A 23,256-nucleotide genomic window follows, 5' to 3' on the forward strand; every position below is an offset into this window, starting at 1 on the left:
CAGTAGAGCAACGGCCTTCTCCTGTTCCGGTGAACCAACGGGCTCAACGCTACGACGGCGACCCGACCCCGGCAACGGATTTATTCGCGCCATCCCGGGCCGTTTAGGATCGACCCCATCATGAGTGCCACTCTCGTAACCAAGGACCTGGCCGCCGGCCACGGCGACCGCACCCTCTTCTCCGGGCTCGACCTGGTCGTCGCCCCCGGCGAGGTGACCGGCCTGGTCGGCGCCAACGGGGCCGGCAAGTCGACCCTGCTGCGGCTGCTGGCAGGTCTGGACCGTCCCGAGAGCGGCTCGATCACGCTCAGCCCGCGCAGCGCCAACGTCGGCCACCTGCCGCAGGAGCCCGAGCGCCGCCCCGGCGAGTCGGTGCGCGCCTTCCTGGCCCGGCGCACCGGTGTCGCCGCCGCGCAGGCCGCGCTGGACGAGGCCACCGAGGGCCTGGTCGAGGGCCGGCCGGGCGCCGACGACGCCTACGCGGAGGCGCTGGACCGCTGGCTGGATCTGGGCGGCGCCGACCTGGAGGAGCGCGCCGAACAGGTCGCCGACTCGCTCGGCCTGGCCGTCGGCCTGGACCAGGAGATGACCTCGCTCTCCGGCGGCCAGGCGGCCCGGGCGGGCCTGGCCTCGCTGCTGCTCTCCCGCTACGACGTCTTCCTGCTCGACGAGCCCACCAACGACCTGGACCTGGCTGGCCTGGCCCGGCTGGAGGAGTTCGTCACCGGCCTGCGCGCCGGCACCGTGCTGATCAGCCACGACCGCGAGTTCCTGGCCCGCACGGTGACCCGGGTGCTGGAGCTGGACCTGGCCCAGCAGCAGGTCAACCTCTACGGCGGCGGCTACGACTCCTACCTGGAGGAGCGCGCCCGGGCCCGCCGGCACGCCCGCGAGGAGTACGAGGAGTACGCCGACACCAAGGCCGGCCTGGAGGCCCGGTCCCGGATGCAGAAGGGCTGGGCCGACAAGGGCGTGCGCAACGCCCTGAAGAAGAGCCCGGACAGCGACAAGCTCCGCAAGACGGCCTCGACCTCCTCCTCGGAGAAGCAGGCCGCCAAGGCCAAGCAGACCCAGCGGATGATCGAGCGCCTGGACGTGGTCGAGGAGCCGCGCAAGGAGTGGGAGCTCCAGATGGAGATCGCCGTCGCCCCGCGCTCCGGCTCGGTGGTCGCGACGCTCCGTCAGGCCGTGCTGCGGCGCGGTGAGTTCGGCTTCGGCCCGGTGGACCTGCAGGTCGACTGGGCGGACCGGGTGGCGATCACCGGCGCGAACGGCGCGGGCAAGTCCACCCTGCTGGCCGCGCTGCTCGGCCGCCTCGAACTCGACTCCGGCCAGGCCACCCTGGGCTCCGGCGTGGTGGTCGGCGAGGTGGACCAGGCCCGCGGGCTGTTCTTCGGCACCGAGACCCTGCTGGCGGCCTTCGAAGCCGCCGTCCCCGAGCTCTCCCCCGCCGACGTCCGCACCCTGCTCGCCAAGTTCGGCCTCAAGGCCGCCCACGTGCTGCGCCCCGCCGACACCCTCTCCCCCGGCGAGCGCACCCGGGCCGCGCTGGCCCTGCTCCAGGCCCGCGGCGTCAACCTGCTGGTCCTGGACGAACCGACCAACCACCTCGACCTCCCCGCGATCGAGCAGTTGGAGTCGGCGCTGGCCTCCTACACCGGCACCCTGCTGCTGGTCACCCACGACCGCCGGATGCTGGAGACGGTCTCGGTCAACCGCCGCCTGGCGGTGGCGGACGGGCGGGTCACCGAGCTGTAGGAGCTCACTGAAAGCCTCGTCGCGCCGGCTGCCCCGCAGGTCAAGCCGCTGCGGGGCGCCCACCCGGGGACGCTTGGCCAGGCTCAGGGCCGTCATGCGGGGTGAAGACGAAAGCTGAGGTATCGCCGTCCAGATCGATGGTCAGCGACGCGTCCAACGCCTTGGCAAGGCGGGTGAGCAGTGGCAAGGTCGGCACGGAGTCGCCTCCCTCGATGTTGGAGATCTGCGGCTGGGTCATGCCCGCGCACCGCGCCAGCTCGGTCTGGGACAGGCCAAGTCGGGTCCGGCGGTCATAGACGGCCTGGCCAAGTGCGAACGCATACCCGGCTTCCCGGTAGGCCGGGGACTCCTCGACCGACTCTCCCAGGAGCTTCCTGGCCTGGCGGGTCTTCCACTGCGAGTGGTTCACGGACTCTCCTCCTTGATCCGGTCGTACCTGTGCTCCGCAGAACCGTGATCCGCCTCGCACGCCTTCTGGGCCTGCTGAGCGCGCTCGACCTCGGCCGCCTCGCGCTGCCTGGTCTTGCGGAACACAGTCAATAGGACGATGCGTCGGTCGGGCGCGAGCCAGTACGTGACGCGCACACTGTTGCCGTCCGTGGTGAAACGCAACTCGCGCACTTTACCGCCGAGGTGGCGGAAGTACGGCTCCGCAAGCGTGGTCGGCTGGGCCGCGAGCATGTCGGCCGCCCGCTCGACCTTGTCGTACTGGGCGTCGGACAGAAGTTCCAGCCACTGCCGGACCTCCGGTTCGATCTCGATCTGCCACGGGCCGCTCACGGAGGCAACTATACAGAAATCTATATGCGTCCGCAGTCCGACCGAGGCAGCACTACGGCGCACCGCCTCCCTGCCGACGACACCCGGCCACGCCCCCACCGGGACCGCCAGCAGGCCCGACAGCGGCGACAACCCGCCATCCTGTGCAGCACCTGTCCGCCGACGTCGCCCGACCGAGTGCCCGCTTTGGTTTAGACCATCTCCGGGCTTCCCATACAGGTCATATGACGACCTCCCACCCCACCGTCCCGCTGCACCCCCTGCACGTCCCCGCCCACGAGGCCGAGGGCCGGGCCCGGGACTTCCACCAGGTGATGGACCAGCGCCGGACCGTCCGCGACTACGACCGCCGCCCGATCCCCGAGGGGGTGATCGACTGGGCGGTCCGCACCGCCGCCACCGCGCCCAGTGGTGCGCACGTCCAGCCGTGGCGGTTCGTGGTGATCACCGATCCGGAGCGCAAGCGGCGGCTGCGCGAGGCGGCCGAGGCGGAGGAGCGCGAGTTCTACGACCACCGGGCCTCGGCGGAGTGGCTGGCCGCGCTGGCGCCGATCGGTACCGACTGGCGCAAGCCGTTCCTGCAGGACGCGCCGGCCGTGATCGTGGTGTTCGAGGTGCACAAGGGGCCCAGCTCGCCGCGGCCGTACTACACCAAGGAGTCGGTGGGGATCGCGGTCGGCCTGCTGCTGGCCTCGCTGCACCAGGCCGGGCTGGCCACCCTGACGCACACCCCGAGCCCGATGAAGTTCCTCAACGAGATCTGCGAGCGGCCGGCCGAGGAGCGGGCCGCCTATGTGATCCCGGTCGGCTACCCGGCCGCCGGGGCCGAGGTGCCGGACCTGCGGCGCAAGGAGCTGGACGAGGTGCTGGTCAGGCTCTAGCCGCTACCCGAAACTACCTGGTCGGCGGCGCGGAACGGCTGACATCATGCCTGTCATGAACCACATCGCCGATGGCCCTGTCAGCGCCGCACCGCCCGCCCTCAGCCACCCGCCCGAGTGGCTCGACCTGCCCGGCGGCTTCGCGCTGCGCCGCCGGACGGGGGCGGACGCCGGCGAGATGAACAGCGTGATCGCGCGCAACATCGAGCATCTGCGGCCGTGGATGCCCTGGGCGGCCAGCGCGCCGAGCCTGGCGCACACCAGCGAGATGATCCGGCTCGGCTCCCAACTCTGGGAGCAGGCCACGGACTTCCTCTACGTCCTGGTGTCGGCCGAGCGGCCCGGCGAGATCCTGGGCATGTTCGGCCTGCACCGGCGGATCGGGCCCGGCGGCATCGAGATCGGCTACTGGATCGACCAGGCGCACACCGGCCGCTCGCTGGCCACCCACGGCGCGGCGGCGCTGACCGAGGCGGCGCTGCGGTTCCCGGAGGTCGAGCGGGTGGAGATCCACTGCGACGAGGCGAACGCGGCCAGCGCCACCGTGCCGCGCAAGCTCGGCTACCGGCTGGACCGGATCACCGAGCAACCGGCGGTCGCACCGGCCGAGACCGGACGCAAGCTGATCTGGATCCAGCGCCGGGCGGCCGACTGAGCATCACCCGGGGCGGCGTAACGGCCGGCCGCCGGCCGGCCGTTACGCCCGGTGCCCCAGGGGCTGTCGTCAAACCCCCTTCGTCGCCCGCAGGGCGGCTTGGCGGCGTCAGGTGCGTGCTCTCGGCGTGCCGGGCGCAGGCCCTCGTACTGGACGTACTTGGGCCTGTGCCCGGTGCGGCGAGAGTGCGTGCATGGCGTCGCCGAGCAGAAGGGGGTTTGACGACAGCCCCTACGCCGGCACCATCCGGGCCCGCGCGATCACCGCTTCGGTGTCCACCCCGGCCGGCAGGGTGCCGAAGGCGTTGCCGTGGTCACCGCCCAGCCGCGAGGCGCAGAACGCGTCCGCCACCGCCTGGTCGCCGTGCCGCACCAGCAGCGCGCCCTGCAGGGTGAGCGCCATCGTCTCGACCAGTCGGCGGGTGCGGTACTCGACCTCGCCCGGGTCGCCGAGTTCCTTGCGCAGCCCGGCCACCGCCGCGTCCAGCCGGCGGTCGGCGCCCGCCACCGCGTCCAGCTCGGCGAAGTAGGCCTCCAGCGACTGCGGGCTGCGCGCCATCGCGCGCAGCGCGTCCAGCGCCGCGACGTTGCCCGAGCCCTCCCAGATCGACACCAGCGGCGCCTCGCGGTAGAGCCGGGGCATCCCGGACTCCTCGACGTAGCCGTTGCCGCCCAGGCACTCCAGCGCCTCGGCGGCGTGCGCCGGACCGCGCTTGCAGACCCAGTACTTGGTCACCGCGAGCGCCAGCCGCTTGAACAGCGCCTCGCCCTCGTCGCCGGCCATCGCCCGGTCGGTGGCCTCGGCCAGCCGCAGCGCGACCGTGGTGGCCGCCTCCGACTCGATCGCCAGGTCGGCCAGCACATTGCGCATCAGCGGCTGGTTGACCAGCTCGGTGCCGAACGCCCGCCGGTGGGTGGCGTGCTGGACGGCACGCTGGACGCCGAGCCGCATCCCGGCGGCGGCGCCGAGGGTGCAGTCGAGCCGGGTCATGTTGACCATCTCGATGATGGTCCGCACCCCGCGCCCCTCCTCGCCGACCAGCCAGCCGACCGCCTCCTCGTACTCCAGCTCGGCGGAGGCGTTGGAGCGGTTGCCCAGCTTCTCCTTGAGCCGCTGGATCCGCAGCGCGTTGCGCGTGCCGTCCGGCAGCACCCGGGGCAGCAGGAAGCAGCTGAGCCCGCCGGGCGCCTGGGCCAGCGTCAGGAAGACGTCCGACATCGGCGCGGAGGTGAACCACTTGTGGCCGGTCAGGTGGTAGGTGCCGTCCCCGGCCGGCAGCGCGACCGTGGTGTTGGCCCGGACGTCCGAGCCGCCCTGCTTCTCGGTCATCGACATGCCGGCGATCAGGCCGCGCTTGCCGAGCGGCTCGCGCAGCCCGAAGTCGTAGACGGTGGAGGCCAGCAGCGGCTCGAACCGCTCGGCCAGCCCCGGGGTGGCGCGCAGCGCGGGCACGGCGGCGTAGGTCATCGAGATCGGGCAGCCGTGTCCGGCCTCCACCTGGCTCCACAGGTAGAACTTGGCGGCCCGCGCGGTGTGCGCGCCCGGACGCGGGTCGCGCCAGGGGGCGGCGTGCAGGCCGTGCTCGACCGCGACGTTCATCAACTGGTGCCAGGCCGGGTGGAACTCGACCTCGTCGATCCGGTGACCGAACCGGTCGTGGGTGTGCAGCACCGGCTCGTTCTCGTTCGCCAGCCGGCCCCACTCGGCGGCCTGCTCGGTGCCGGCCAGCGCGCCCAGCTCGCGCAGCTCGGCCTCGGCCCAGCCCGCGCCGGCCCGGTGCAGCGCGGCGAGCAGGGCCGGGTCCTCGGCGAGGTTGTGCCCGTAGGGCGGCGGGACCTGGTTGGTGACCTCGTGGGTGTGCGGCACGGCCTACTCCCTACTCATGAGTAAGTGGACACCTACAGAGTAGGGGGTCGACCCCGCCGCGTCCCCGGTCCGACGACGCCACCAGGCGACGGCCGTGCGGAGACGGCCGTGCGGAGACGGCCGTGCGGAGACGGCCGTGCGGAGACGGCCGTGCGGAGGCGACGGCCCTCACCAGGCCAGCGGCAGCTCCAGCGGGAAGCGCCAGATCGACGTGGCGTTCCAGCGCACCTGTTCGACCGGCACCGCCAGCCGCAGCTGCTCGAAGCGCTCCAGCAACGCCCCGATCGCGACCTGGAGTTCCAGCGCCGCCAGCGGGGCGCCGAGGCAGCGGTGCGCGCCCCAGCCGAAGGTCATGTGCGGCTGGGGCGGGCGGTGCGGGTCCAACTCGTCGGGCCGGTCGAACTTCGCCGGGTCCCGATTGGCCGTCAGATAGGACACGTGCACGAACTCGCCCGCCCGGATGGTCACTCCGCTCAGCGTCACGTCCTCGGTCGCCACCCGCGGGATGCCGACGCCCTTGCGGAACGGGATGAACCTCAGCAGCTCCTCCAGCACCTGCGGCAGCCGTTCGGGCCGGGCCCGCAACTCGGCGAGCAGGGCCGGGCGGGTGAGCAGCGTGTAGGCGATGTTCCCGATCTGGTAGGTCGTGGTGTCCTGGCCGGTGACCAGCAGCACCATCGCCGCGACGGCCAACTCGTCGTCGCCCAGCAGCTCGTCGCCGTCCCGGGCGGCGGCCAGGACGCTGATCAGGTCCTCGCCCGGCTGCCTGCGGCGCTGCGCCGCGAGGGTGTCGAAGTACTCGCGCAGCGCGCGCTTGGCCCGCACGGCCCGGTCCCGGCCGCCCGCCACCGTGTCCATCATCGCCCAGGCGTGGGTGCGCAGTTGCGGCCGGTCCGGCGCCGGGATGTCCAGCAGCTCGCAGATCGTGGTGAGCGGCAGCGGCAGCGCCAGGTGCGCCATCAGGTCCGCCGGGGAGCCGGCCGCGGCCAGCTCGTCCAGCAGGCCGTCCACCACGTGCCGGGTCCGCGCCCGCATCGCCTCGACGCGCCGCGGCGTGAAGCCCTTGGCGATCAGGCCGCGCAGCCGGGTGCTGACCGGCGGGTCCATCACGTTGATCGCCTCGGGCTGCACGATCGGCTCGGGGGTCAGCCTCGGGTAGTCCAGGCCCACCACGGCGGCCCGGCTGAACCGCCGGTCGGTGGTGACGGTGCGGACGTCGTCGTACCCGGTGACCAGCCAGGCCTCGCCGCTGCCGTAGCGCAGCCGGATCCGGGCGACGGGTTCCCCCGCCAGCAGCGTCGCGAGCGAGGGGTCGAAGTCGAGCGCGTCGGCGAAGTCGAAGGGGCAGAACCGGACTTCACCGTCGCTTGCGGGGGTACCGGAGGGCCCGGGCACCGCGGTGCGCGGCAGGGGGGCGCTCACTCCTCGGTCCAACGGCCCAGCGCCATCTCGGCGGTGATCCCCGGCCCGAAGCCGGCCAGGATGCCCCGGTGGTCGGCCACCGAGCTGCCCTCGGCGAAGAGCCGGCCGAGCGCGTCCAGCACCACGGCGCTGGCGATGTTGCCGTACTCGGTCAGCGTCGCCCGGCTGTGCCGGAACGCCTCGTCGGGTACCTCCAGGAAGCGGCCGAGGTCCGCCAGGATCCGCGGGCCGCCGGCGTGCACGAGGTAGAAGTCGAGGTCGGAGACCTTCCAGTGGTGCTGGTCGGCCAGTTCGGCGAGTGCCGGGGCGAGCGGCGCCATGGTGCCCGGGACCCGGCGGTCCAGCTGGAAGTGGAATCCGGTGGGGCGCACCGCGTAGGAGATCCAGTCCTCGGTGTGCGGGATCAGGTACGAGCCGTTGCGTTCCAGGCGGATGCCCTGGCCGCCCTCGCCGCGCAGCACCACCGCCGCCACCGCGTCCCCGAAGAGGCCGTTGGAGAGCAGCTGGCCCACCCCGAGGTCGGTGGGCTGGTAGCAGAGCGAGCAGAACTCGCAGGCGACCACCAGGGCGTTGGCGCCCGGGTAGGCGGTGCAGAAGTCGTGCGCGCGGTTGACGGCCGCACTGCCGGCCGCGCAGCCGAGCTGGGCGATCGGCAACTGCCGGGTCTGCGGGCGGAATCCCATCGTGTTGATCAGCCAGGCGGTCAGCGAGGGCATGCTGAACCCGGTGCAGGAGACGAAGACGATCAGGTCGATCCGCTCGGCCGGTAACCCCGCGTTCTCCAGGGCCCGTTGGACCACGCGCGGCACCCGCCGCTTCGCCTCGCTGAGGAACAGCTCGTTGCGCGCCCCGAACCCGGGGTGCTCCAGCACGCGTTCGACCGGCTGGATCAGGTGGCGCTTGCGGATCCCGGTGCGGCTGATCAGCCGGAGCACCAGCTCCAGGTCCGGGTGGTCCCGGTGCAGCCGCCGCGCCAGCGACAGCGTCTCGTCCATCGTGATGACGTGTTCCGGGACCTCGGTCACCGGCCTGCAGAGCACTGCCACGAAGTCAGTTCTCCCCGCGCCTGTCGCTTTGAGCTGATCTGTCATCAGTACCTTGGCACAGGCGGCACCGAGCGGCGGACCCCGACTACGATCACCCGATGACCGAAACCACCGATCTCCAGACCCCGTCCGAGGACCGCTTTCCCGCGCTGTTCGCGCCGCAGCGCTGGGAGTGGGGCGGCATCGACGCCCAGTTCGCGCTCGAGCTGCCGCCGGACGAGCTGATCACCAACATTCACCTGATCGGGTTCATCGGCGAGTCGGTCGTGCTCTGCCGGGACGCGCGCGGCCACTGGTTCCTGCCGGGCGGCACCCGGGAGGCGGCGGAGTCGATCGACGACTGCCTGGTCCGCGAGTTGCGCGAGGAGGCGGGGGCCCGGCTGCTCGGCGAGCCGGTCTGGCTGGGCGCGCACCTGGCGGTGACCGACCGTCCCACGCCGTACAAGCCCTGGCAGCCGCACCCGCGCAAGGCCTGGCTCTGGGGCTGGGCCGAGGTGGTGCTGGACGGTGAGCCGACCAACCCGGCGGACGGCGAGCAGGTGGTGGAGGTGCGCGCGATGCCGGTGGCCGAGGCGGCCGGGCTGCTGTCGCGCGGGCGCGAGCAGTGGTGGGCCGAGCTGATCGCGCTGGCGGCGGCGCGACGGAGCTGACGGAGCCGAGGGGGCGTGGGACCCAGGTCCCACGCCCCGTCAGCGGGTGCCTACTTGCCGAGGCCCGCCCGGCGCAGCGCGTCGGCCATCGCACTGTTGACCACCGGCGCGGGCTTGGCGCCGGCGCCCCCGCCACCGCCACCACCACCGCTGCTGCCGCCGCCGCGCCGGTCCTGGCGCGGCGGGCGCGGCCCGCGCTCGCCCCGCTCGCCCCGGTCGCCCCGGTCGGCGCGCTCGCGCGGTGCACCGGCCGGCTTGGCGCTCTCCTCGTCCAGCCGCAGGGTCAGCCCGATCCGCTTGCGCTGGACGTCGACCGAGACGACCTTGCAGGTCACCACGTCACCGGGCTTCACCACCTCGCGCGGATCCTTGACGAACCTCGCCGAGAGCGCCGAGACGTGCACCAGGCCGTCCTGGTGCACGCCCACGTCGACGAAGGCCCCGAAGGCGGCGACGTTGGTCACCACGCCCTCCAGCACCATCCCCACCTCCAGGTCGCCGATCTTGTCGACGCCCTCCTTGAAGGTGGCGGTCTTGAACGCCGGACGCGGGTCGCGCCCCGGCTTGTCCAGCTCGCCCAGGATGTCGGTGACGGTCGGGATACCGAAGGTCTCGTCCGCGAAGTCGCCGGGGCGCAGCGCCCGCAGCGCGCTGCCGTTGCCGATCAGCCCGGCCATCGTGCCACCGGTCTTCGCCAGGATCCGGCGCACCACCGGGTAGGCCTCGGGGTGCACGGCGGAGGAGTCCAGCGGGTCGTCGCCGTCCGGGATCCGCAGGAAGCCCGCGCACTGCTCGAAGGCCTTCGGTCCCAGCCGCGCCACGTCCTTGAGCGCCTTGCGGGTGCGGAACGGGCCGTTGTTGTCCCGGTGCGCCACGATGTTGTCGGCCAGCGTGGCGGTCACCCCGGAGACCCGGGTGAGCAGCGGGGCGGAGGCGGTGTTGACGTCCACGCCGACCGCGTTCACGCAGTCCTCGACCACCGCGTCCAGCGACCGGGAGAGCTTCAACTCGCTCAGGTCGTGCTGGTACTGGCCGACTCCGATCGACTTCGGGTCGATCTTGACCAGTTCGGCCAGCGGGTCCTGCAGCCGCCGGGCGATCGAGACGGCGCCGCGGATCGACACGTTGAGGTCGGGCAGCTCCTGCGAGGCGAAGGCGGAGGCGGAGTAGACCGAGGCGCCGGCCTCGGAGACCATCGCCTTGGTCAGCTTCAGCTCGGGGTGGCGCTTGATCAGGTCCTCGGCGAGCTTGTCGGTCTCCCGCGAGGCGGTGCCGTTGCCGATCGCGACCAGGTCGACCTGGTGCGCCTTGGCCAGCGCCGCCAGGGTGGCCAGCGCCGCGTCCCACTTGTTGGCGGGCTGGTGCGGGTAGATCGTGTCGTGCGCGACCACCTTGCCGGTGGCGTCCACCACGGCGACCTTGACGCCGGTGCGGAAGCCCGGGTCCAGACCCATGGTGGCCCGGGTGCCGGCCGGCGCGGCGAGCAGCAGGTCGCGCAGGTTGGCGGCGAAGACCCTGACCGCCTCGTCCTCGGCCTCCTGGCGCAGCCGGCCGCGCAGGTCCAGCCCCAGGCGCACCAGGATCCGGGTGCGCCAGGCCCAGCGGACCGTGTCACCCAGCCACTTGTCGCCCGCACGCCCGTGGTCGGCCACCCCGAAGCGGGCCGCGATCCGCTGCTCGTAGTCGCTCGCGCCGGGCAGGTCGCCCTCCTCGTCGCCGTCGAAGGGCGACAGGTCGAGGTCGAGCACCTCCTCCTTCTCACCGCGCAGCATCGCCAGGATCCGGTGCGAGGGCAGCTTGGTGAACGGCTCGGCGAAGTCGAAGTAGTCGGCGAACTTCGCGCCCTCCTGCTCCTGGCCGGACCGCACGGTGGCCACCAGCCGGCCGCGCGTCCACATCCGCTCGCGCAGCGTGCCGATCAGGTCGGCGTCCTCGGCGAACCGTTCCACCAGGATCGCCCGAGCGCCCTCCAGCGCGGCGGGCGCGTCGGCGACCTGCTCGTTCAGGAAGCCCGCGGCGAGCGCGGCCGGGTCCTGCGCGGGGTCGGCGAGCAGTTGCTCGGCCAGCGGCTCCAGGCCCGCCTCGCGGGCGATCTGCGCCTTGGTGCGGCGCTTGGGCTTGAACGGGAGGTAGATGTCCTCCAGTCGGGCCTTGGAGTCGGCGGCCAGGATCTGGGCGCGCAGCGCGTCGTCCAGCTTGCCCTGCGCCTCGATCGACTCCAGCACCGCGGTCCGGCGCTCCTCCAGCTCGCGCAGGTAGCGCAGCCGCTCCTCCAGGGTGCGCAGTTGGGCGTCGTCCAGCTCGCCGGTGACCTCCTTGCGGTACCGGGCGATGAACGGCACGGTCGCCCCGCCGTCCAGCAGCTCGACGGCCGCCTTCACCTGCCCTTCCCGGACCCCGAGTTCCTCGGCGATCCGCCGCCCGACGGCCTGTTCGGCTGCGGCTGCTGCCTGTGCTGACTGCTCGGCTGGCGTGGTCACGAAGCCGGTCACCTTCTCATGAGTTGCGTTGCGCGTACGCCCCGCATTCTGTCAGCTGTACAGTCCGGCCATGGATGACGCGCTGCTGGAGCAGCTGGGCCGGGGCAAGTACCTCTTGGTGACCTCGTACAAGAAGGACGGCACGGCGGTGCCCACCCCCGTCTGGGTGGTGCGGGACGGAGGCGCGCTCGGCATCTGGACGGTCGCCGACTCGTGGAAGGTCAAGCGGATCCGGCGCCGCTCCGAGGTACTGGTCGGGCCGTGCGACGTGCGCGGGCGGCCGACCGGGGCGTCCGTGCCGGCCACCGCCGAACTGCTGGACGCCGCCGGGGCCGTCCGCTACCGGCAGCTGCTGGGCCGCAAGTACGGGCTGCTGGGCCGGCTGACCCTGCTGGGCAGCCGACTGCGGCGGGGTGCCGACGGGACGGTCGGCATCCGGATCACGCTCACCCCCTGAGCACCTCAGCCCTTGAGCTCCTCAGCCCCTGAGCTCCGGGAACTGGTCGTCGCGCCACTCCTGGCCGCCGACCGGCCCCTCGGCCTCGCGGGCGCGCAGCTCGACCCGGCGGATCTTGCCGGAGATCGTCTTCGGCAGCTCGAAGAACTCCAGCCGCCGCACCCGCAGGTAGGGCGCCAGGTTCTCGCGGGCGTGGCGCAGGATCGCCAGCGCGGTCTCCCGGTCCGGCGCCCAGCCGGGGGCCAGCGCCACATAGGCCTTGGGCACGGCGAGCCGGGTCGGGTCGGGAGCCGGCACCACGGCGGCCTCGGCCACCGCCGGGTGCTCGATCAGCACGCTCTCCAGCTCGAACGGCGAGATCTTGTAGTCCGAGGCCTTGAACACGTCGTCGGTGCGGCCGATGTAGGTGATGTACCCGTCGGCGTCCCGGCTCGCCACGTCCCCGGTGTGGTAGTAACCGCCCGCCATCACCTGGGCGTTGCGCTCCGGGTCGGCGAGGTAGCCGGTCATCAGGTTGACCGGGCGGCGCGCCAGCTCCAGGCAGATCTCGCCCTCCTCGGCCGGCTCGCCGCTCACCGGGTCGACCAGCACCACCGGCACGCCCGGCAGCGGGCGGCCCATCGAGCCGGGCTTGACCGGCGCGCCGGGCGTGTTGCCGACCAGCAGCGTGGTCTCGGTCTGCCCGAAGCCGTCCCGGATGGTCAGCCCCCAGTGCCGCTCGATCTGCGCGATCACCTCGGGGTTGAGCGGCTCGCCGGCCGCGATCAGCTCGCGCAGCGAGCCGGGGCCACCCGACAGGTCGGCCTGGATCAGCATCCGCCACACGGTCGGCGGAGCGCAGAAGGTGGTGACCCGCGCCCGGTGCAGCTGCTCGACCAGCCGACCGGCGTCGAACCGGGTGTAGTTGAAGACGAAGATCGTCGCCTCGGCGATCCACGGCGCGAAGAAGCAGCTCCAGGCGTGCTTGGCCCAGCCGGGCGAGCTGATGTTGAGGTGGACGTCGCCCGGGCGCAGCCCGGCCCAGTACATCGTGGTCAAGTGGCCGACCGGGTAGGAGACCTGGGTGTGCTCGACCATCTTGGGACGGCTGGTGGTGCCGGAGGTGAAGTAGACCAGCAGCGGATCGGTGGGCGCGGTGGTGGCGGTGAACGGGGCCGGGTCGGCGATCCGGTACGCGTCCTCGAACGGCGTCCAGCCCTCGACCGCGCCGCCCACCACGATCCGGGTGCAGCCGGTCCCGGTGAACTTCGCCGTGTCACCGACGTTGGCCACCACGTGCCTGGCCTGGCCGCGGTCGATCCGGTCGGCCAGGTCGGCGGGGCCGAGCGCGGTGGTGGTCGGCATGATCACCGCGCCGAGCTTCAGCACCGCGAGCATCGCCTCCCACAGCTCGACCTGGTTGCCGAGCATCAGCAGCACCCGGTCCCCGGGGCCGACACCCTGCGCGGCCAGGTGGTGGGCGAGCTGGTCGGAGCGGTGCGCCAGTTCGGCGAAGCTGTACTTCGCCTCCCGGCCGTCCTCCTCCACGATCCACAGCGCGGTGCGGTCGTTGCCCCGGGCGATCACGTCGAACCAGTCGACCGCCCAGTTGAAGCGGCCTTCGATCGCGGGCCAGGCGAACTCGGCCTGGCCGTCCTGACCCAGCAACAGGTCGCGGGCGGCACGGTAGCTCTGGGTGGCGGTGGGGTTGGTCACGGCGGCTCCTTGAGGGCGAGGTGCGGCTGATCATAGGGCCCCACCGGGCGGCCGTCTTGGCGAGGGCATGCCATCAAAGCCCGGCGGGGATCAGCCGCCGGCCGCCGGCCCCGGCGCGGCGGACCGGACCTGCTGGGCCAGCTCGCGGACGCAGTCGCGCAGCCAGCGGTGACCCGGCTCCCCGTCCTGCCGGGGATGCCACAGCCGGCTGATCCGCAGCGGCTTGAGCCGCATGGGCAACTCGAAAGCGCAGACGCCGAGTTCCGGCCCCAACGCGGCGACCAGGCCGGCCGGCGCCACCGTCACCGCGTTGCCCGCCGCGACCATGCGCAGGGCGCCGGCGAAGTCCGGCAGCGAAGCGCTGACCGTGCGCCGCACCCCCGCTTCGGCCAGCAGCGGGTCCAGGGCCGAGCGGAGCCGACCGCTGCGCGGGACCAGCAGGTGCTCGTAGCGGGCCAGTTCGGCGCAGTCCACAGCACCGGTCGCGAGCGGGTGCGCCCGGCGAACGGCGCCGACCAGCGGCTCTCGGCGATCCCGCCGGCCTGCTCGTCGCCCAGCAGCGCCCGCGCGGCCGCCACCAGCGCGCGGACCTGCGGTCGCAGCGCCAGCGCGACCGAGGTCGGCACCAGCCCGCGCCCGGAGCGGACCAGCAGCGGGTCGCCGAACGCGCGCCGCAGCCGTCCCAGCGCGCGGCTGGCGGCGGGGACCGACAGGTCGAGGCGGCGGGCGGCACCGGTGACGCTGCCCTCCTCCAGCAGCGCGTCCCCAGGTTCGATGGCATCCCCCGCCGATCCCTGCCGAAGGGCCCGCCATGCACGACACCGCGACGCACCAGACCGCCACCGGCCACCCCGCCGAACTCACCGCCCTGGGCAGCCGGGCGCTGGCCCTGGCCGGCCACGCGGTCATGGTCTGGGGCCACCTGGCCGTGCGCGACCCCGACGGCAACGGCGTCTGGCTGAAGGCGCCCGGCTGGGGAGGAGATCCGGCCGGACCGCGTGCAGTTGGTCTCCTGGACCGGCGAGGTCCTGGCGGGCCACGGGGCGCCGCACCTGGAGTTCCCGATCCACACCGAGATCATGCGGGCCCGCCCGGAGGTCGGGCCTCGGTGCACACCCCCTCGGCGGCCGTGAACGCGTTCAGCGCGCTGGGCCTGCCGCTGCGCCCGCTCGGCCACGACGCCGTCGCCTTCGCCGAGCACGGGCTGCCGCGCTTCACCGCGACCGCGAACCTGGTCCGCTCCCCGGAGCTCGGCCGGGCGCCGGCCCGCGACCTGGAGCCAGCCCGGACACCGCCCACGCGGTGATGTTCGCGATCCTCCTCGAGCGGTCCTGCGCCACCCAGCTCAGCGCGCTGGCGGCCGGCACCGTTCGACACTGGACCGGCGAACGGGAGAGCCTGGAGAAGGCCTCCCTGGTGTGGGCGACGGGCCAGATCGAGGCCGGCTGGCGGTACTGGGCACGGCGCGCCGCGGCGCCCGCGACCCGGTGACCGCCCGCGCGCACCGCCCGGCACCCCCATCTGGAGCGCTCATGACCGCGACCGAGAGCAGCGACACCCGCGACCGCCGGATCCGCACCCGCCGCGGCGCGGCGACCGCCGTGGTCGCGGCCGCCTTCTGGGCGACGATGGTCGGCACCACCATCCCCACCCCGCTCTACCCGCGCTACGAGCAGGCCTTCGACTTCTCCTCCCTGATGGTCACGGTCGCCTTCGCGGTCTACGCCCTGGGCGTGGTGGCCGGGCTGCTCTGCTTCGGCTCGCTCTCCGACCGGCTGGGGCGCCGCCCGGTGACCGCCACCGCGCTGCTGCTGGCCGGGGCCGCCGCAGGTGTCTTCCTGGCGGCGGACGACCTCGGGCTGCTGCTCTTCGGCCGCGTGCTGTCGGGCCTGGCCGCCGCCCTGGTGACCGGCGCGGCCACCGCGCACCTGACCGAACTCGCCGAGCCCGGCCACCAGGTGCGGGCCGGCCGGATCGCGCTGGCCGCGAACATGGGCGGCCTGGCCGCCGGGCCGCTGCTGGCCGGCGCGCTGGCCCAGTGGGCACCCGACCCGCTGCGCCTGGTCTGGACGGTCGACGCCGCCCTCGTCCTGGTCACCCTGCTGCTCCTGACCGGCGTGCCGGAGACCGTCACCCGCCGCGCGGGCGGGCGATTGCTGGCGCTCTCGCTGCCCCGGGTCCCCGCCGAGATCCGCCCGGCCTTCCTGCGCTGCGCGCTGGCGGCGGGCTCCGGGTTCGCGGTGCTCGGGGTGCTCACCGCGACCACCGGGCTGTTCTTCGCCGACGTCCTGAAGCTCAGCACCCCCGCCCTGTCCGGGGCGACGGTCGCGCTCGCCTTCCTGTGCACCGGCGCCGGCCAACTGCTGGCCCGGACCCTGGCGCCCCGGCCGGTGCTGCCCGCCGCCTGCCTCGGCCTGCTCGTCGCGGCCGCGCTGATCGCCACCGCGATGCTGGCCGGCGCGCTCGCCCCGCTGCTCGCCGCCGCCATCTGCGTCGGCCTGGCGACCGGCCTGGCGCTCGGTGACGGCATCGCGCTGATCACCGGGCGGGTGGCGGCGGCGGTCCGCGGCCAGGCGTTCTCGGCGCTGTTCGCGGTGCTCTACGCGATGCTGGCGCTGCCCGCGATCGGCGTCGGCGTGCTGATCACGGCCGTCGGGCGCACGGCCGGCACGGTCTTCGCCGCCGCCGTGGCGGCGCTGGTGCTGGCCGTCATGGCGAGTCTGCCGCGCCGCCCGTGACATCCGGCCACGGGCGCTCGCCCATGGCCGGCATGCCCAGCCAGCTGATCACCGTCGGTACGGCCTTGCCCAGCTCGGCGTCGAAGTGGGCGCCGGCCCGTCCGTCCCCGGAGGAGCGGCCGGTCAGCCGCCGGCCCAGCCAGGGCAGCACGTGGATCCGCAGCCAGCGCAGGTCGCCGCGCAGCTTCGCCCAGCGGCCCACCGGCGCGGCGGTCGGCAGCGGCGCCCGCCAGTCGAAGGCCGACGGGCGACCGAGCGCCTGGCGCGCCGCCTCGGCGACCCGGCGGTGGCCCTCCGGCGACAGGTGCAGCCGGTCCTCGGCCCAGAGCCTGCGGTCGTCGAAGCAGGCGGCCGGGAAGAGGTCGACCACCGCGACCCGGGGGTGCGCGCCGAGCTCCGTCACGAAGGCCCGCAGCTGGTGGATGGCCGGCATCAGCCGCGCGCTGCCCGCCATCCGGCGGCTCGGGTCGGTGCTGGTGAAGAGCACCACCACGGCGCCGGTGGCCAGCAGCCGCTCCACCGCCGCCCCCAGCCGCCGCTGCACCACGGCGATCTCGCAGCCCGGCCGGAGCACGTCGTTCAGCCCGCCCGCCAGCGTGACCAGCTCCGCGCCGCAGGCGAGCGCCGGGTCCAGCTGCTCCTCGACGATCTGGCCGATCAGCTTGCCCCGCACCGCGAGGTTCGCGTACCGGAAGTCACCCCCGTCGACTTCCGGGTCCAGGACCTCCAGCGCGAGCGCGGTGGCCAGGCGGTCGGCCCAGCCCCGGTAGCGGCCGTCCGGGCCCAGGTCGTCGCACATGCCCTCGGTGAACGAGTCACCGAGCGCGAGGTAGCTGGTGAAGCGCAGGGGGGCGGTCGTCTGGTCCATGGCCCGTCGATGCTACCCGTCCGTACCATGAGGCCATGACGAGGGATCAGCCACCGGCGCTCAGCATCGGCATGCTCGCCGAAGCCGCCGGGGTCAGCGTCAAGACCGTGCGCTACTACTCCGACCAGGGACTGCTCCCGGACACCGTCGAGCGCAGCTCGGGCGGCCACCGGCGGTACGGCGCGGACGCGCTGGAGGTGCTGCGCACGCTGCGCGGGCTGCGCGCGCTCGGACTGCCGCTGCCGCTCGCGGGGTCGGTGGTGCGCGGCGAGCTGACGCTCGACCAGGCGCTGGCCGGGCAGCGCGAGCAGGTGGACCGCCAGCTGACCGAGCTGCGCTGGCGGTCGGCCGCGCTGAGCGCCGCCGCCACTCCCGAGCACCTGGTGCTGCTCGGCGAGGCGCTCAAGGACGGGCCGGTCCGCGACAGCTTCGCCACCTTCTGGCGCCGGGCGCTGCCACTGCGGATCCCCGCCTCGCTGCGCACCGCGATCGTCGACGCGGCGCTGCCCGAGCTGCCCACCGACCCGACCCCGCGCCAGGCGCTCGCCTACGCCGAGCTACGCGCGCTGACCTGCGACCGGGCCCGCGCCGCCGAGGCGCGCTACCTCGAGCACAGCGGCTGCGACGCCACGCTGGTCTACCAGGGCGTCGGCGAGGCCTACGACCTCGCCCGCGCCGAGCTCGCCCGGGGCGCGGCCCCCGCGCCCGGGGACGCGGTGGACGCCTTCGTCTCCGTCTTCGCCCGCGCGGAGCGAAAAGTCGACAACACCGACTTCCGGCGCGAGTTGGCCGCACGCCCCTCGGGGCCGCAGGTCATGGTCCGCTACTGGTCCCTGTCCACCCTGCTCGACCCGCGCCCGAACATGGGCGCGGCGCACGAGTGGATCACCGCCGGCCTCAGCGACTGGGCCGCGCGGCTGTAGCCAGTACAGCTACGACCAGTACTCGGGGCCGTCCGAGCTTCCCTCTCGAACGGCCCCGAGCATCCGTGGGCACCCCAAGACCTTTCGGTCTAGGACGCCGGTTCGAGGGCCGCGCCGGTCACCCAGTGCCCGCGCACCGCGTCGGTCGGCCGCTGCTCACCGAGCGCCGGCAGCCCCCAGACGCCCAGCGCCGCGACCACGGCGCGCAGTTCGGCGCCGCGCTCGGTCAGCTCGTAGACCGTGCCGTTGGCCGGCCGCTCCAGCCGGCGGCGCAGCAGCACGCCCTCGCCCTCCAGCTGCTTGAGCCGGGCGGCCAGGATGTCCGTGCTGACCCCGGGCAGGTCGGCGTGCAGGTCCGTGTACCGGCGCGGGCCGTCGAGCAGCTCACGGACGATCAGGAGGCTCCAGCGCTCCCCCACCGCGTCCAGGGCGCGGGCGACGGCGCAGTACTGGTCGTAGCTTCGGCGTGACATGCCATCAGCATAGCCAAAAGGTTGGACTTTCCAAGTGCCTACTTGGTAGAACAAAGTAATCCAGTCGGTGAGGCCGGGAGGCAGCAGTGGAGTTTCGGCAGTCCAGCAAGCTCGCGGGCGTGTGCTACGAGATCCGCGGCCCGGTGGTCGACCAGGCCAACGCCCTGGAGGAGGCCGGGCACAGCGTGCTGCGGCTGAACACCGGCAACCCGGCGACGTTCGGCTTCGAGGCGCCCGAGGAGATCCTGCAGGACATCATCCGCAACCTGCCGAACGCGCACGGCTACAGCGACTCGCGCGGGATCCTGCCGGCCCGCCGCGCGGTGGTGCAGTACTACCAGCAGCGCGGGGTGACCGGGGTGGGCGTCAACGACGTCTTCCTCGGCAACGGCGCCTCCGAGCTGATCCAGATGGCCGTCCAGGCCCTGGTGGACGACGGCGACGAGGTCCTGGTGCCGGCCCCCGACTTCCCGCTCTGGACGGCCGTGGTGCGGCTGGCCGGCGGCAAGGCGGTGCACTACCTCTGCGACGAGGAGGCCGACTGGTACCCGGACCTCGACGACATCGCCGCCAAGATCACCTCGCGCACCAAGGCGATCGTGGTGATCAACCCCAACAACCCGACCGGCGCGGTCTATCCGAAGGAACTGCTGACCGGGATCCTGGAGCTGGCCCGCCGGCACGGCCTGATGGTGCTGGCCGACGAGATCTACGACAAGATCCTCTACGACGGCGTCGAGCACCACTGCCTGGCCGCGCTCGCCGACGACGTGCTCACCCTCACCTTCAACGGGCTCTCCAAGGCCTACCGGGTGGCCGGCTTCCGCAGCGGCTGGCTGGTGGTCTCCGGGCCCAAGCAGCACGCCAGGGACTACCTGGAGGGGCTGACCATGCTGGCCGGCATGCGGCTGTGCCCCAACGTGCCGGCCCAGTACGCGGTGCAGGCCGCGCTCGGCGGCCACCAGTCGATCCACGACCTGACGCTGCCGAACGGGCGGCTCACCGAACAGCGCGACGTCACCTGGCGGGCCCTCAACGAGCTGCCGGGGGTGAGCTGCGTCAAGCCCAAGGGCGCGCTGTACGCCTTCGCCAAGCTGGACCCGGCGGTGCACAAGATCAAGGACGACGAGCGCTTCGTGCTCGACCTGCTGCTCCGCGAGAAGATCCACATCGTCCAGGGCACCGGCTTCAACTGGCCCCGCCCGGACCACTTCCGCTTCGTCACGCTGCCCCGGGCCGACGACCTGGAGACGGCGATCAGCCGGATCGGCCGCTTCCTCGCCACCTACCGCCAGTAGCTCCCCGGCGTCCGCGAACCGACGGATCTTCACCCGAAAGACCAAGGCACGACCGGGATCTCACGCCGCCACCGCGCTGCCGTACGCGTCTTACGGGCCGTCGATCACCCACCGACACTGGGGAAGATCGACGGCCATCTACTCCGGCGTGGCCGAATGTTCCCGGTGGGGGGATCCCATGGCACAGCCTTTCGAACTACCCGACTTCTACCTACCGCATCCGGCCACCCTCAACCCGCATCTGGAGCCCACCCGCGAGCACACCCGCGGCTGGGCGCGCGAGATGGGCATGCTGGAGGGCAGCGGCATCTGGGAGCTCCAGGACCTGGAGGACCACGACTACGCGCTGCTCTGCGCCTACACCCACCCGGACTGCGACAGCTCGGCGCTCGACCTGGTCACCGACTGGTACGTCTGGGTGTTCTTCTTCGACGACCACTTCCTGGAGACCTTCAAGCGCAGCCTGGACCGGCGCGGCGGCCAGGCCTACCTGGACCGGCTGCCGCTCTTCATGCCGATGGACCTGTCGGACGGCTTCCCCGAGCCGACCAACCCGGTCGAGGCGGGCCTGGCCGACCTGTGGGCGCGCACCGTGCCGCACATGTCGCTGGACTGGCGGGCCCGGTTCCGGGAGAGCACCGAGCACCTGCTGAACGAGTCGATCTGGGAGCTGTCCAACATCGACCAGGGCCGGGTGGCCAACCCGGTGGAGTACATCGAGATGCGGCGCAAGGTCGGCGGCGCGCCCTGGTCGGCCGGCCTGGTGGAGTTCGCGGCCCAGGCCGAGATCCCGGCCCGGGTGGCCGGCAGCCGGCCGCTGCGGGTGCTGCGCGACACCTTCTCGGACGGCGTGCACCTGCGCAACGACCTCTTCTCCTATCAGCGCGAGGTGGGCGACGAGGGCGAGTTGAGCAACGGCGTGCTGGTCCTGGAGACCTTCCTCGACTACACCACCCAGCAGGCCGCCGACGCGGTCAACGAGCTGCTGACCAGCCGGCTGCACCAGTTCGAGAACACCTTCTTCACCGAGCTGCCGCCGCTCTTCACCGAGCACGCGCTGACCCCCGACGAGATCGCCCGGGTGCTCGCCTACGCCAAGGGGCTGCAGGACTGGCAGTCCGGCGGCCACGAGTGGCACATGCGCAGCAGCCGGTACATGAACGACCACGCCAACCAGCGCACTTCGGCCTTCTCCATGGTGCCGGTCGGCCTGGGCACCTCCGCCGCCGAGATCGGCCGATTCCTCGACCCGGCCGCGCTGCGCAGCTTCACCCACGTGCCCTACCAGGACGTCCCGCCGTACCAGGTCCCGGAGATGTACCTGCCGTTCGCCCCCGCGCTCAGCCCGCACCTGGCGAGCGCGCGGCGCAACTCCGCCGCCTGGGCCCGGGAGATGGGCTACCTCGACGTGCTCCCGGACGTGGTGGATTCCGGCGTCTGGAGCGACCGGCAGATCGCCGCCTACGACCTGGCCCTCTGCTCGGCCGGCCTGGACCCGGACGCGACCCCGGCGGAGCTGGACCTCTCCGCCGAGTGGCTGATCTGGGGCACCTACGGGGACGACTGGTTCCCGATCGGCTACGGCCACCCCGCCGACGTCCCGGCCGCGCGGGCCTGCGTCGACCGGCTCGCGCGGTTCCTCACCCTCTCCCCCGCCGAGCCGGTGCCCACCCCGGTCACCGCCCTGGAGCGCGGCCTGGCCGACCTGTGGCCGCGCACCACGGATCCGATGCCGCCGCGCGCCCGCAAGGCCTTCCGTGACGCCGTCAACGTGATGCTGGACAGCTGGGTCTGGGAGATCGCCAACGTCGCCGAGCACCGCATCCCCGACCCGGTCGACTACATCGAGATGCGCCGCCACACCTTCGGCTCCGACCTGACCATGAGCCTGGCCCGGTTCGCCAACCAGCGCACCGTGCCCGACGAGGTGTTCCGCTCCGGCACCATCGAGGCCCTGGAGCACGCCGCCGCCGACTACGCCTGCCTGATCAACGACCTCTTCTCGTACCGCAAGGAGGTCCAGTACGAGGGCGAGATCCACAACGCCGTCCTGGTGGTGCAGTCCTTCCTCAACTGCGACTTCCCGCACGCCCTGCGGGTGGTCTCGGATCTGCAGACCTCCCGGATGCGGCAGTTCGAGCACCTGATCGCCCATGAACTGCCGCAGCTCTGCGAGGACCACCGGCTCGACGCCGCCCAGCGCGCCGAACTCGAGGACTACGTCCAGGACCTGCGCAACTGGCTGAGCGGGATCTACGTCTGGCACCGGGACGTGGGCCGCTACCGCGACTCCGAGCTGGAGTACCAGCCCGCCGCGCACCACCGGCGACTGGCCACCGCCGCGGCGGCCGGCCCGGTCACCGCCTTCCGGATCCCGGTCCCCAGCGGCCTGGGCACCTCGGCCGTCCGGATCGCGGCGCTCGGCTGACCGGGCGCCCGCTGTCGGGTGCCCGATGCTCACGCCGGGCACCCGACTAGGCTCCCCTCATGAGCACCCTCGACCACCGCACGCTCGTCGCCGAGCAGACCGCCCGGTTCGTGACCCTCACCAAGGGCGCCGACCTGGCCACCCCCGTTCCCAGCTGCCCGGGCTGGACCCTGCTCGACCTGATCCGGCACACCGGCAGCGTGCACCGCTGGTTCTCCGTGCTGCTGCGCCAGCAGGTCCAGCAGCCGCCGGCCAGCCGCGAGGTCGAGCTGGCGCTGCCCGCCGAGGAGGACGGCTACCGCGACTGGCTGGCCGCGGGCGCCACCGTGGCCGCCGAGGCCTTCGCCACCGTCGAGCCCGACGCCCCGATGTGGGCCTGGGGCGCCGACCAGCACGCCCGCTTCTGGGCCCGCCGGATGCTCTGCGAGACCCTGGTGCACCGGGTCGACGCCGAACTCGCGCTGGGCCTGCGGCCGGAGATCGACCCGGCGCTCGCCGCGGACGCCGTCGAGGAGTTCCTGGTCAACCTGCCGTACGCGTTCATCTTCGCCCCCGGGACCGCCCGGCTCCGCGGCACCGGCCAGACCCTCCGGTTCACCGGCACCGACGGCACGGGCAGCTGGCTGGTCCGACTGGACCCGGACAGCTTCGGCCTCACCCCGGACGCCGACGCCCCCGCCGACGCGACCGCCGACGTGACCGTCCGAGGCACCGCCGCCGACCTGCTCCTCTTCCTCTACGGCCGGCTCCCCGCGACCGCGGCCGCCCTCGAGGTCACCGGCGACGAGGAGTTGCTGGCGCGCTGGGTGGCCGACTCGAAGTTCTGACGCCCGCTCCC

The 23,256-nt window shown here is 73.2% G+C and carries 22 protein-coding genes and 1 pseudogene; 12 read left to right on the plus strand and 11 right to left on the minus strand.

Translation table 11 applies throughout. The features are described 5' to 3' along the window. Positions 1-120: 120 nt before the first annotated feature. Positions 121-1,758 (plus strand): ABC-F family ATP-binding cassette domain-containing protein, encoded by a 1,638-nt coding sequence (locus OG403_RS09255; RefSeq protein ID WP_329563044.1) that lies wholly within the window; start codon positions 121-123, stop codon positions 1,756-1,758. A 40-nt stretch (positions 1,759-1,798) separates the two neighbouring features. Here the strand turns inward: OG403_RS09255 and OG403_RS09260 are convergent, their stop codons facing one another. After that, a complete protein-coding gene (locus tag OG403_RS09260; protein ID WP_329563046.1) occupies positions 1,799-2,167 on the minus strand; it encodes a helix-turn-helix domain-containing protein in 369 nt (122 codons plus the stop codon). Next, positions 2,164-2,538, minus strand: coding sequence for a type II toxin-antitoxin system RelE/ParE family toxin (locus OG403_RS09265; protein ID WP_329563048.1), 375 nt, complete (start codon positions 2,536-2,538; stop codon positions 2,164-2,166). The genes OG403_RS09260 and OG403_RS09265 overlap by 4 nt, the downstream gene beginning before the upstream one ends. Before the next feature lie 224 nt (positions 2,539-2,762). On the opposite strand from OG403_RS09265, the gene OG403_RS09270 reads away from it, so the two are divergent. After that, positions 2,763-3,419 carry a nitroreductase family protein gene (locus OG403_RS09270; RefSeq protein WP_329563053.1) on the plus strand — a complete coding sequence of 219 codons (657 nt, stop codon included), beginning with the start codon at positions 2,763-2,765 and terminating at the stop codon, positions 3,417-3,419. A 55-nt stretch (positions 3,420-3,474) separates the two neighbouring features. After that, a complete protein-coding gene (locus OG403_RS09275) occupies positions 3,475-4,074 on the plus strand; it encodes a GNAT family N-acetyltransferase (protein WP_329563055.1) in 600 nt (199 codons plus the stop codon). Positions 4,075-4,305: 231 nt separating this feature from the next. Here OG403_RS09275 and OG403_RS09280 read toward each other — a convergent pair whose 3' ends face one another. From OG403_RS09280 to OG403_RS09290, 3 genes are all read right to left on the minus strand, one after another. Continuing rightward, positions 4,306-5,940 carry an acyl-CoA dehydrogenase family protein gene (locus OG403_RS09280; protein WP_329563057.1) on the minus strand — a complete coding sequence of 545 codons (1,635 nt, stop codon included), beginning with the start codon at positions 5,938-5,940 and terminating at the stop codon, positions 4,306-4,308. A 168-nt stretch (positions 5,941-6,108) separates the two neighbouring features. Further along, positions 6,109-7,335, minus strand: coding sequence for a cytochrome P450 (locus OG403_RS09285; RefSeq protein ID WP_329572198.1), 1,227 nt, complete (start codon positions 7,333-7,335; stop codon positions 6,109-6,111). 23 nt (positions 7,336-7,358) lie between these two features. Beyond that, entirely contained in the window at positions 7,359-8,408 is a 1,050-nt protein-coding gene (locus OG403_RS09290; RefSeq protein WP_329563059.1) for a type III polyketide synthase, read from the minus strand. 98 nt (positions 8,409-8,506) lie between these two features. On the opposite strand from OG403_RS09290, the gene OG403_RS09295 reads away from it, so the two are divergent. Then, the gene (locus OG403_RS09295) at positions 8,507-9,058 is read left to right on the plus strand and encodes an NUDIX domain-containing protein (RefSeq protein ID WP_329563060.1); all 552 of its coding nucleotides are present in this window, start codon (positions 8,507-8,509) and stop codon (positions 9,056-9,058) included. Positions 9,059-9,108: 50 nt separating this feature from the next. Here the strand turns inward: OG403_RS09295 and OG403_RS09300 are convergent, their stop codons facing one another. Beyond that, positions 9,109-11,472: a Tex family protein gene (locus OG403_RS09300; RefSeq protein ID WP_329572200.1), complete on the minus strand. Its 2,364-nt coding sequence runs from the start codon at positions 11,470-11,472 to the stop codon at positions 9,109-9,111. 136 nt (positions 11,473-11,608) lie between these two features. On the opposite strand from OG403_RS09300, the gene OG403_RS09305 reads away from it, so the two are divergent. Then, positions 11,609-11,995 carry a PPOX class F420-dependent oxidoreductase gene (locus OG403_RS09305; RefSeq protein WP_329563062.1) on the plus strand — a complete coding sequence of 129 codons (387 nt, stop codon included), beginning with the start codon at positions 11,609-11,611 and terminating at the stop codon, positions 11,993-11,995. A 21-nt stretch (positions 11,996-12,016) separates the two neighbouring features. Here the strand turns inward: OG403_RS09305 and OG403_RS09310 are convergent, their stop codons facing one another. The 3 genes and pseudogenes from OG403_RS09310 to OG403_RS09320 all read right to left on the minus strand — a co-directional run. After that, positions 12,017-13,690 carry an AMP-binding protein gene (locus tag OG403_RS09310; RefSeq protein WP_329563065.1) on the minus strand — a complete coding sequence of 558 codons (1,674 nt, stop codon included), beginning with the start codon at positions 13,688-13,690 and terminating at the stop codon, positions 12,017-12,019. Positions 13,691-13,780: 90 nt separating this feature from the next. After that, the gene (locus OG403_RS09315; protein ID WP_329563067.1) at positions 13,781-14,164 is read right to left on the minus strand and encodes a LysR substrate-binding domain-containing protein; all 384 of its coding nucleotides are present in this window, start codon (positions 14,162-14,164) and stop codon (positions 13,781-13,783) included. Positions 14,165-14,364: 200 nt separating this feature from the next. Next, positions 14,365-14,466: pseudogene (locus tag OG403_RS09320) on the minus strand (helix-turn-helix domain-containing protein); the annotation flags it as partial. A gap of 35 nt (positions 14,467-14,501) precedes the next feature. Here OG403_RS09320 and OG403_RS09325 point away from each other — a divergent pair. From OG403_RS09325 to OG403_RS09335, 3 genes are read left to right on the plus strand one after another with little or no spacing between them, the layout of a single operon-like run. Further along, positions 14,502-14,996 (plus strand): hypothetical protein, encoded by a 495-nt coding sequence (locus tag OG403_RS09325; protein WP_329563069.1) that lies wholly within the window; start codon positions 14,502-14,504, stop codon positions 14,994-14,996. Continuing rightward, positions 14,996-15,181 (plus strand): hypothetical protein, encoded by a 186-nt coding sequence (locus OG403_RS09330; protein WP_329563070.1) that lies wholly within the window; start codon positions 14,996-14,998, stop codon positions 15,179-15,181. The genes OG403_RS09325 and OG403_RS09330 overlap by 1 nt, the downstream gene beginning before the upstream one ends. A 41-nt stretch (positions 15,182-15,222) precedes the next feature. Next, entirely contained in the window at positions 15,223-16,428 is a 1,206-nt protein-coding gene (locus tag OG403_RS09335; RefSeq protein WP_329563072.1) for an MFS transporter, read from the plus strand. Here the strand turns inward: OG403_RS09335 and OG403_RS09340 are convergent. Then, a complete protein-coding gene (locus OG403_RS09340; RefSeq protein ID WP_329563074.1) occupies positions 16,400-17,296 on the minus strand; it encodes an SGNH/GDSL hydrolase family protein in 897 nt (298 codons plus the stop codon). The two genes, OG403_RS09335 and OG403_RS09340, sit on opposite strands and share 29 nt — an antisense overlap. Before the next feature lie 35 nt (positions 17,297-17,331). Between OG403_RS09340 and OG403_RS09345 the strand changes: the two genes are divergently transcribed. Next, positions 17,332-18,219, plus strand: coding sequence for a helix-turn-helix domain-containing protein (locus OG403_RS09345; protein ID WP_329563076.1), 888 nt, complete (start codon positions 17,332-17,334; stop codon positions 18,217-18,219). A gap of 89 nt (positions 18,220-18,308) precedes the next feature. On the opposite strand, the gene OG403_RS09350 is transcribed toward OG403_RS09345, so the two are convergent. Then, on the minus strand, positions 18,309-18,692 hold the full coding sequence (locus OG403_RS09350) for a winged helix-turn-helix transcriptional regulator (RefSeq protein WP_442910887.1): 384 nt from the start codon (positions 18,690-18,692) through the stop codon (positions 18,309-18,311). A gap of 86 nt (positions 18,693-18,778) precedes the next feature. Here OG403_RS09350 and OG403_RS09355 point away from each other — a divergent pair, with 86 nt between their 5' ends. The 3 genes from OG403_RS09355 to OG403_RS09365 all read left to right on the plus strand — a co-directional run bounded on the left by OG403_RS09355 (position 18,779) and on the right by OG403_RS09365 (position 23,245). Further along, positions 18,779-19,990 carry a pyridoxal phosphate-dependent aminotransferase gene (locus OG403_RS09355; RefSeq protein ID WP_329563078.1) on the plus strand — a complete coding sequence of 404 codons (1,212 nt, stop codon included), beginning with the start codon at positions 18,779-18,781 and terminating at the stop codon, positions 19,988-19,990. A gap of 178 nt (positions 19,991-20,168) precedes the next feature. Continuing rightward, on the plus strand, positions 20,169-22,418 hold the full coding sequence (locus OG403_RS09360) for a terpene synthase family protein (protein ID WP_329563080.1): 2,250 nt from the start codon (positions 20,169-20,171) through the stop codon (positions 22,416-22,418). Between the two features lie 59 nt (positions 22,419-22,477). Further along, positions 22,478-23,245: a maleylpyruvate isomerase family mycothiol-dependent enzyme gene (locus tag OG403_RS09365; RefSeq protein WP_329563081.1), complete on the plus strand. Its 768-nt coding sequence runs from the start codon at positions 22,478-22,480 to the stop codon at positions 23,243-23,245. Positions 23,246-23,256 lie beyond the last annotated feature (11 nt).

Source organism: Kitasatospora sp. NBC_01266 (assembly GCF_036242395.1).
Taxonomy (GTDB): Bacteria; Actinomycetota; Actinomycetes; order Streptomycetales; family Streptomycetaceae; genus Kitasatospora.